A 6,372-nucleotide genomic window follows, 5' to 3' on the forward strand; every position below is an offset into this window, starting at 1 on the left:
CGACGTCCGTGGACCCGAGGAGGCGAGAGGCCATCGCCAGCTCCTGCTCGACCTCGGCGACCAGGGCGTCGAGGTCGCGGCGGGCGGTGGCGATGTCGTCGGCCGCGTGGTCCACCCCGTCGACCAGCTTCTCGGCGCGAACCAGCTCGCCCTCGGCGGCGGTGATCGCGTCCACGGCCTCCGCCTGCTCGCCCACCGGGCGGGCGAGGGCGGAGCGGGCCCGCGCGGTGTCCGCCTCGGCGGCGTCCAGGAGCCGGGCGGTCAGGGGCAGGTTGTCCTCGATCGAGCTGAGGACGGCCGCGGGGAAGCGTGACCGCAGCTCGGCCAGGGACCGCTCCGCCACGGGGATCCGGGCACGCAACGCGACCGCCCGCCGGGTGAGGGCGTCCACGGCGGCGTCGCCGTTGATCAGCAGGTCGCGCATCTCGGCAAAGGCCCGGGACTGACCCTCGAGCGCCCGTTCGGCACGCTCGGCGCGCCCGGCCACCTCGAGCAGCATCGCCCGGCGCTGGTCGGGGGTCTCCGGGATGTCGTCGTCGAGCCGCTGGACCAGGGAGTGCGCTGCCGCGACGTCGGCCCGCGCGGAGTCCAGGGCGGACCGGAACGGCCGGGTACGGAGCTCGCCGAACTCGCCGGTCGCGGTCTCGAGGGCGGTCGTGGACGCATCGACCGCCTGGTCGGCGTCGACGAGGCCGGCGCGTGCCCGTGAGTCGAGGACGTCCACCGGGAGCGCGGACAAGCGGGCGGTGTCGTCGCCCGGGATGTCGCGAGCGTCCTCGGTCTGTCGGGCCGTGCGCGCGGTCCGACGCCTCCGGGTCACCAGCACCACCACCGCGACGACGGCGACGATCGCCGCGATGATCGCGAGCAGGACGCCCGCGGACGGGCCGGACCCCGACCCCTGTCGCGCGAGGCCGTCCGCGGCACCCATCGCGGCGCCGGACCAGTCACCCGCTGCCAGGCGCGGTTCGATGTCCCGGTCCGCGATGCGCTGAGCGGTCTGCTGGTCGGCGGAGGGCGAGGCCGAGGGGTCGTCGAACTCGAACCAGTAGGCCCCGTCCTGCACGGCCACCACGAGCAGGGCGTCGGAGGCCCCCAGGTCGGACTTCACGCGGGTCCGCTCGGCCCACTGCTGGACGGGGATTCCGTCCAGTGTGTCGACGAACGTCACCCACAGTTGGATCTGATCGGCTGCACGCAGCTCGGCCAGCCGGCTCTCCACCTCGGCCGTGTCGCCGCCCAGGACCCCGGCGGTATCGGTGACCTGCTGCTGCAGCCGGCTCGGCTGTTCGGCGGACGCGGACGGGGCCACCCACGCGGCGAGGGACACGAGGAACGCGAGCAGGAGGACGACGGCCGTGGCGGCCCGGGACCGTGGACGCCCGGCGGCGGCGGGGCGGTGTGAGTCGACGATCATGCGGCAAGCGTAACGGCCCGTCACAGGGGGCACGCCGGTCTGCGGCGGGGGCGGCTACTCTGGTCGCCATGGCAGGGCGGATTCCGGAGCAGGACATCGCCGCGATCCGCGAGCGCACCCGCATCGAGGAGATCGTCGGCGAGTACGTCGCTCTCAAACCGGGCGGCGCGGACTCGCTCAAGGGGCTGTCGCCGTTCAAGGACGAGAAGACGCCGTCGTTCCACGTGCGGCCCCAGCACGGGTACTTCCACTGCTTCTCCACGGGTGAGGGCGGCGACGTCTTCGCGTTCCTCATGAAGATGGAACACATCAGCTTCGTCGAGGCGGTGGAGCAGCTGGCGGACCGCATCGGCTACCGCATCAACTACGAGGGCGGCGGGCAGGTGATCCAGCGCGATCGCGGAACCCGCTCGCGCCTGGTCCAGGCCAACGCCGCCGCCCAGAAGTTCTACGCCGAGCGTCTGCACCGGGACGACGAGGCCGAGATCGCACGGACGTTCCTCACCGATCGCGGATTCGACATGTCCCAGGCCGAGCTCTTCGGCTGCGGCTATGCGCCGACGGGCTGGGACACGATGAGCAAGCACCTCATGCGGCAGGGGTTCGAGCCCAAGGAGCTGGAGGCGGCGGGGCTGTCCAAGACGAGTTCGCGGGGGACGCTGATCGACCGGTTCCACCGCCGCCTGCTGTGGCCCATCCGCAACCTGGCGGGGGAGGTGATCGGCTTCGGCGCGCGCAAGCTCCACGAGGACGACACGCTGGGCAAGTACATGAACACGCCCGAGACGATGCTCTACAAGAAGTCGCAGGTCCTGTTCGGCCTCGACATGGCCAAGCGGGAGATCGCCGCCCAACGTCGCGCGGTCGTGGTCGAGGGCTATACGGATGTCATGGCCATGCACGCCGCCGGGGTGACGACCGCGGTGGCCGCGTGCGGCACGGCGTTCGGCGAGGATCACCTGTCCACGCTCCGGCGCCTGATGCTGGACGACAACTACTTCCGCGGGGAGATCGTCTACACCTTCGACGGCGACGAGGCCGGCAAGAAGGCGGCGCTCCGCGCGTTCTCGGGGGACCAGCAGTTCTCCGGACGCACGTTCGTGGCGGTCGCCCCGGCCGGCCAGGACCCCTGCGACCTCCGGCAGAACAAGGGCGACGCGGCCGTCCGCGACCTGGTGTCCGCGCGCGTGCCGATGTTCGAGTTCGCCATCCGCTCGATGCTCGAGGACTACGACCTCGAGCACGCCGAGGGCCGCGTGGAGGCGCTGCGCCGCGCCGTCCCGGTGGTCGCGGACATCCGCGATTCGACCCTGCGTGACGAGTACGCCCGCCAGCTCGCGGGCTGGGTCGGGTGGGACGATCCCGGGACCGTGCTGCGGCGCGTCCGCGAGGAGGCGCGCAAGAAGGGCCGCGCACGATCGGCGGGCCCCGGTCCCGGTCTGCGCCGTCGAGCCCCGGGCGGCCCCGGGGGAGGCGGATCGCGCGCGGGGTGGGATCGCGGCGAGCGTGACGACCGGAGCCACGACGACGAGGCGGGCGGCCACCACCGACAGCAGGCACCCGCGGCCCCGACGGGCGTTCCGCTGCCGGGGGCGGCAGACCCGGTGCTGTGGCCCCAGCGGGAGGCGCTGAAGGCCGCCCTGCAGTACCCGGGCCTGGCCGGTCCGCTCTTCGACTCGCTCCCCGGCGAGTGCTACACCCACCCCGCGTACGCGGCCATCGCCGACGCCCTGTCGGAGGCCGGGGGGTGCGTGGCGGGCAAGAGCGGCGCGAACTGGGTGTCCGAGGTGTCGGGGAGGCTGGAGGACGACGGTCTCCGCAGGCTGGTGGGTCTCCTCGCCGTGGAGACCCTCCGGGTGGCGGAGGATGCGCTGCCCCGCTACGTCTCCGGCGTGCTCGCGCGGCTGCAGGAGGTGTGGGTCTCCGGCCAGATCGCCGACCTCAAGTCCAAGGTGCAGCGGATGAGTCCGGCAGGGGATCCCGCGGGGTACTCGGCGCTGTTCGGCGACCTGGTGGCGCTGGAGGAGTACCGACGCGGACTCCTCGAGCAGGCGGTGGGGGCCACGCCGGACATCGCCTGACCTGCCGATTTGGTCCGGTGGCGCTCTCGCACTAAGGTGGGTTCTCGGTGTCGGGCGTGATCGTCGGACACCGGACGTGATCCCCCATAGCTCAATTGGCAGAGCATTCGACTGTTAATCGAAGGGTTTCTGGTTCGAGTCCAGATGGGGGAGCAGCCAGGCCGGGTCCGGAAGATCTCTTCCGGACCCGGCCTTTCGTCTAAGCATCACCTGATAGTGGTCGCGCGATGATTGTCCTGTCGTGCCGGCGGTGGGACACTCACGACGGTCCGAGTAGGTGGGGGCCCTCGCCCGGGAGTCCGTGTTGCTCCGGTCGAGATCGTGGTTGACGACTTCTCAGGAGATCCCATGCGACACGTTCCACGGGCCGGGCTGGCCATCCTCGGTGCGCTCGCAGTGGCCGGTCAGGCGGTCCTCGTGTCCACTCCCGTCGCCTCCGCGGCGGGATGGGACCAGGGACCGGTCCAGTTCAGCGCGTACGGCGATGACCAGTGTCAACTCCACTTCACGATCGTCAACAGGACCAATTCGTTTTACGTGGTGGATTTCGCCGTGGACGGCGAGGATCCGACCGCCCTGCAGGGTAAGCCCGGAATCTGGAGCCAGACGGGGCAGACGGTTCGATCCCGGTTCTCCCTCAATGGCGTGGCGTATGACATCTCCCGGGTTGTCGGGCGGCCCGGGGTGCAGAACTCGGCGCCCCTTTCTCCGACCTTCCCGGGTGCGACGTACGAGAACAATCGGGAGCCGATCACGACCACACGGACGGTGAATCTCCTCGAGCAGGCACTGCTGCCGAACCGGGCGTCCGACACCCACACCGTCACCTACCAGGTGACGCTCGGACCTCAGTCGGCGGACAAGGGCTTCGATTCGGCCACAGGCACGTTCGCGCTTCTGGGGACCTCGGTGTCCGGGTGCCAGGCTGAGACGACCTCCACCCTGACCGCGCCGTCGACCGCGGAGCCGGGGTCGGCCGTGACTCTCGAGGTGCGCGTCGATCCTCCCGAGGCCACCGGGGCGGTGCAGTTCTTCGCCAACGGTGAGCCCATCGGCTCGCCTGTGCGCGTCGTCGTCGTCGACGGCCACGGTGTGGCCGTCCTCCCGTTCTCGTTCCCCGATGTGGGTGAGCGCGTCATCACCGCGGTATTCACCCCGGACCCGGTGTCGGATGAGTCGTCGGACACTCCGTATGGGCCTTCCGAGGCCGGTCCGGTGGTCGTCGACGTCAGGGAGGAACCGGAGACAGGGTCGTTGGGATCCGGCTCGCTCGGCATCCTCTGCGGAGACGGCGGGTCGGGCTCGGCGGGATCGGACGGTTCGGCGGGGTCGGTGTCGGGTTCCCTCGGGTCCCTGTGCGGGCCGTCGGGAAGCTCGGGATCCGCGGGCGGCGTCGGATCGGAGGCCGGTTCCAGTGGATCGCTCTTGGAGCTGGCAGGGGGATCTGGCGTCGGTTCGGGGGTCGCCGAGTGAGATCCGCGCCGCCGCGTTGCCGCGCTTGACCGGGATCCACGCCACCCTGACCACGGGTGGCGTGCGCGGCACCGACCTCGGAGACGTCGTCCGGTTCTACGGCATCCCCTATGCCGAGGACCCGGTGGGGGATCTGCGCTTCGCCGCGCCGGTTTCGCGCCGTCCGTGGTCCGGGGTCCGTGACGCGACCAGGCCCGCGGCCACCGCCCAACGCCTGCGCTTTGATCCCGACCCCGCGATCCCCGAACCGATCGTCGCGGGCACCGACATCCTGCACGTGGACGTGTGGGCCCCGGCGGAGGGCCGCGGCCACCCGGTGATGGTGTGGATTCACGGAGGTGGCTGGGAGTCCGGATCGTCCCACCAACCGTGGTTCGACGGCTCCTCCTTCGCCCGCCGGGGGATCGTCGTGGTCTCGGTGGGATACCGGCTCGGCGTAGAGGGCTTCACCCCCTTCCCCGATGCCCCGGACAACCGGGGGCTGCTCGACTGGATCGCGGCGCTGGAATGGGTCCGGGACGAGATCCGAGCCTTCGGCGGGGACCCCGGCCGCGTCACGGTCTCGGGGCAGTCCGCGGGCGGGGGAGCGGTGCTGTGCCTGCTCGGGTCGCCGCCGGCGGCGGGGTTGTTCCACGGTGCGATCGCCGCCTCGCCCGCGATCCTGCGGGCTCCCGCCACCCCGGCGCCGAAGGGGGTCACCGCCGAGAAGTTGGCGGCCGGGGGACGTGGCGCCGTGGACGAGTTCCACCGGCGTCTGCGCCGCGACAACCAATTCACCCTGCCGTTCCGGCCGGTCGTCGGCGGGGAGACGTTGCCGGTCCCGCCCCTCGAGTCGGTCGCCGGCGGCGCCGCCACGGCTCTGCCGTTGCTCATCGGGTCCACCGCCGCGGAGTTCGAGGCGATCGCCGACACGCTCCCCGGGCCCGCACTGGTCCCCGGCGCGGCGATGATGGCGCTGTCGCAGCAGTTGCCGAGGGAGGGGCTCAGGGCGCTGGCCAGGCAGTCCACCGGTCGGTCGCTCAGACGCAGCGTCGGCTCCGTGATCGACGCGGCCGCGATCCACTCCACCGTCGCCCGGGCGGCCGAGACGAGGGTGTCGGCGGGGGACCCGACGTGGGTCTACGACTTCCGTTGGGCGGACGGCCGGGGGCCGAGGCACTGCGCCGACCTGCCGTTCTTCTGGTCGGCCCCGCACGCGGAGAACGTGGAACGCTACCTGGGCGCGCCAGCGCCCACCCATCTGGTGGAGGCGATGCACGCCTCCTGGGCCGACTTTGTCGCCGGCGGGGACCCGGGTCATCCCGCGTACGAGGCTCCGGGGCGACTGGTCAGGTCATGGGCTGCGACGCCGTCCGTCGTCGTCGACGGTCTGGCCGACGTCCGGGCCGTCTGGTGGCCCGG

4 protein-coding genes and 1 tRNA gene are annotated in these 6,372 nt (G+C 71.9%); 4 read left to right on the forward strand and 1 reads right to left on the reverse strand.

Annotation, left to right across the window (positions count from 1 at the left end; all coding sequences use genetic code 11):
* A partial coding sequence (locus tag B4M60_RS07975; RefSeq protein ID WP_291082016.1) for a TPM domain-containing protein occupies positions 1-1,417 on the reverse strand: 1,417 nt, incomplete at its 3' end.
* A 68-nt stretch (positions 1,418-1,485) separates the two neighbouring features.
* Between B4M60_RS07975 and dnaG the strand changes: the two genes are divergently transcribed.
* The 4 genes from dnaG to B4M60_RS07995 form a co-directional block, all read left to right on the forward strand.
* The gene (gene dnaG / locus B4M60_RS07980; RefSeq protein WP_291082018.1) at positions 1,486-3,498 is read left to right on the forward strand and encodes a DNA primase; all 2,013 of its coding nucleotides are present in this window, start codon (positions 1,486-1,488) and stop codon (positions 3,496-3,498) included.
* An 80-nt stretch (positions 3,499-3,578) separates the two neighbouring features.
* Positions 3,579-3,651 (forward strand) — tRNA-Asn (locus B4M60_RS07985).
* Between the two features lie 195 nt (positions 3,652-3,846).
* Positions 3,847-4,971: an Ig-like domain-containing protein gene (locus tag B4M60_RS07990; RefSeq protein ID WP_291082020.1), complete on the forward strand. Its 1,125-nt coding sequence runs from the start codon at positions 3,847-3,849 to the stop codon at positions 4,969-4,971.
* 25 nt (positions 4,972-4,996) lie between these two features.
* Positions 4,997-6,372 (forward strand): carboxylesterase/lipase family protein (locus B4M60_RS07995; RefSeq protein WP_291082022.1); only part of this gene is annotated, 1,376 nt, incomplete at its 3' end.

Source organism: Dietzia sp. UBA5065, from assembly GCA_002415925.1.
GTDB lineage: Bacteria > Actinomycetota > Actinomycetes > Mycobacteriales > Mycobacteriaceae > Dietzia.